Genomic DNA, 3241 nt, shown 5'->3' on the forward strand with positions numbered 1-3241 from the left:
TGACAAAGCCTCGACTCAAGTCGGGGCTTTGTTGTATCTAATGCCATTCAAATCTTTATGATCCTAGAGGTTTACTGTACCTTTCGATTCACTTCTACGTACAATGTTTCAATTATCGTCATGTCTCTACGCACAAAACCCCTGCGTTTTTCCTTCACCTAAAGATGGAAGCTATTTTCTCTAGTGCTTAGCATTGTTAGAGCAGACTCCAGCTTGATTCAGGGGATGGGTACACATGCTTTTGCAAATTCAAACTCACGGCTCAAAGTCACAGGGCTTTACATCTTGGTCTAGACAATGAACAATTCTCCTAGTGCTAGAATTAATCTATCGTCTTTAAATTGGAAAATTATGAGTAATACAGCAAGTAAAAAATCGAACCCCCTATTCGAGATTGTTTTTAACGTTTTTCTTCCATCTTTTATTTTGATGAAATTCAGCGGTGATGAACATCTTGGAACTGTGATGGCGCTGGTGGTTGCTTTGGCCTTTCCAGTCGCTTATGGCGGAATGGATCTAATTCGCAACAAGAAATTTAATTTTATTGCTGCGCTAGGGTTTATTAGTGTGCTGTTGACGGGTGGGATTGGTTTGCTAGAGTTGGATACGCGTTGGCTCGCTCTTAAAGAGGCGTTGATTCCGGGGCTGATCGGTTTGACGGTTTTGGGTTCGACTTTTACGCGCTATCCCATCGTGAAGAAAGTGATTTTGAACGATACGGTATTGAATCTATCGTTAATAAAAGAGAGATTAAAACAAACGGGTAATGAAGCTGCATTTGAGCGCTGTTTGGTTATATCGAATTACTTGTTTGCAAGTACTTTTGCTTTCTCGTCGGCAATGAATTATTTTCTCGCCACTTGGATTGTAACCAGCCCTTCAGGTACCGCGGCATTCAATGAAGAGCTAGGAAAGCTGACTCTCTATAGTTACCCTGCTATTGCGGTTCCAAGCATGCTGATGATGTTTGGTATCTTCTATTATCTATGGCGACAAATCCGTTCAATGACTTCACTAGACACCGATCAAATCTTCCACAGTAGCTAGGTTAGTCAGATCCTTGATATATAAAGTAACAAAGCCTCGGTTTAATTCGGGGCTTTGCTGTTTTTAGGTTTAAATATCTCCTCTAATTATCTTTGAATCTAACCAATGTGGATACGTATAGACGGTATGGTATTGATTGCTAGAAGTAGAAATCTAAGTGATTTATCTAACACAAGTAATAAAAAATAACTGAAATTAAGGTTTTGATTAGGAAAGGTACCCATCGTTCAGCTATATTTTGTTAATACTTATAAGGAGATAGCTATGATGCAACTAACCCCATACCTTTTTTTTGCAGGCAGATGCGCACAGGCTCTAGATTTTTACCATAAATGTTTTGGTGGTGTGGTTGTATCACAACAGAGATTTAAAGATGCTCCCCAACAAATTGATGGAGCAGACCCTGATTGGATCATGCATGCGGAATTTGAGGCATTTGGTATGCGAATCATGATGTCCGATGGTGTGTTAGCAACGGAACGCAGCGGCAATAATATGGCACTGGCTCTGGTCTTTGATGACCTCGGCAAACAAGAAAAGGTATTTGATAAATTATCAGAGGGCGGGAGGGTAATGATGCCGTTGTCGGATGCCTTTTGGGGAGCACGCTTTGGCAAGGTAGAGGACCAATTTGGTGTCCGTTGGATACTTAACTGTGAACTGGTATCTTAGCTGTTAATGACATAAAATCTCACCTATAGGCACTGGCTATGCAAGATTTCTTTGCATAGTGTTTGGTGATGTGTTTTGAGGTAATAACTTAGATGTATATTTGTGGCCAGTATTAAAATTTCGGTTGATCGTATTCAACCAGGGTTGCATGTCCGACTTCCTGTTAAGTGGAACGATCATCCCTTCTTATTTAATAGCTTTAAGATAAAAAGCGAAGAACAAATCCAAATGATTAAACATTTGGGTATTCAGCATGTTTTTATTAACCCATCTCAAAGTGATGCTCAGCCATTACCGGCTAATCAGGCCATTCCAGAGCCATCTGAGACTTCTGTTCAAGTTGACGCTGAAGCAAAAAAACTCTGGGAAGAAAAACAAAAAAGAATAGAAGAGCTCAACGCCTATCGTCGGAAAGTGCTTAAATGCGAAAAAGAATTCGAACGATCTCTTGCTCAGATGAGAGCGGTGATGAACAAAATTCGCAATCGCCCCGAAAAAGCGGTTGATGAAGCTCTTGCCTTAGTTGATGGCATAGTGGATAAATTATTAAACAATGAAGGTGTCACCTTGCATTTGATGAATAGCAAGAGTGAAGTCGAGGATATTTACTTTCATTCTTTAAATGTCTCAGTGATTGCGATGATGATCGCTAAGGCAAAAGGAATGTCTGCTCAACAAATTAAAGATATTGCGTTTGCATCACTATTTCATGATATGGGTAAAATTAAAGTTCCAGCGGCTATTATAAGAAAGCAAACCCCATTATCAGGACCAGAGTTCAATTACTTAAAGCAACATACCAAGTACGGGTTAGACCTAGCGGCAAATATGGAATCTTTTCCTGATTCAGCAAAGATAGTGATAGAGCAACACCACGAGCTTAATGATGGGTCTGGATATCCAAAGGGTTTAAAGGAAGGTGAAATTGATGAGCTAACTAAGGTTGTCTCTGTTGCAAATGCTTATGACAATTTGTGTCATCCAATGAATCCCACCGAGCAAAAGATTCCTTATGTTGCGTTGTCTTACTTATATAAGAAGTGTAAGCATCTTTATGACAACGAAAACTTAAACGTTCTTATTAAGTTTATGGGTGTCTACCCTCCAGGAACGGTCGTTCAATTGTCTAATGAAATGGTTGGGTTAGTTATTTCTGTGAATGCTAAGCATATACTTTTTCCTAATGTTCTTATTTACGACCCCTCTGTACCTAGGACTCAGGCACCGATCATTGACCTAGCAGAAAAAGAGATAAAGATAGTTAATGCAATTTTGCCAAGTAAGCTTCCTGACAAAGTAAAGGAGTATCTAAATCCTAGATCACGGGTTTCTTACTTCTTTGAGAGTGATGATTAGAGTTATCCACAGGATTTTGTTATTAGCCTGTGTGTTATATTTGGGTAAGTGGTGCGTAAATATGAGCCTGAGCAATAAGTAATCACTCAGGCTTTTTTATTGTGTTTTTTTGTATTTATCGCTTGCCAATAACATTGAACTATCTATAATGCGCAACCACTGAGAC

3 protein-coding genes are annotated in these 3241 nt (G+C 39.4%); all 3 read left to right on the forward strand.

Going from position 1 to position 3241, the window contains the following annotated elements; translation table 11 throughout:
* Nucleotides 1-351: 351 nt before the first annotated feature.
* Nucleotides 352-1047: a VC0807 family protein gene (locus ACP45E_RS10220; protein ID WP_017034473.1), complete on the forward strand. Its 696-nt coding sequence runs from the start codon at nucleotides 352-354 to the stop codon at nucleotides 1045-1047.
* Nucleotides 1048-1311: 264 nt separating this feature from the next.
* Complete coding sequence (locus ACP45E_RS10225) at nucleotides 1312-1719, forward strand: VOC family protein (protein WP_017034472.1); 408 nt, start codon at nucleotides 1312-1314, stop codon at nucleotides 1717-1719.
* A 102-nt stretch (nucleotides 1720-1821) separates the two neighbouring features.
* On the forward strand, nucleotides 1822-3075 hold the full coding sequence (locus tag ACP45E_RS10230; protein ID WP_017034471.1) for an HD-GYP domain-containing protein: 1254 nt from the start codon (nucleotides 1822-1824) through the stop codon (nucleotides 3073-3075).
* Nucleotides 3076-3241: the final 166 nt, after the last annotated feature.

This window comes from Vibrio genomosp. F10 str. 9ZD137, assembly GCF_049974785.1.
Lineage (GTDB): Bacteria > Pseudomonadota > Gammaproteobacteria > Enterobacterales > Vibrionaceae > Vibrio.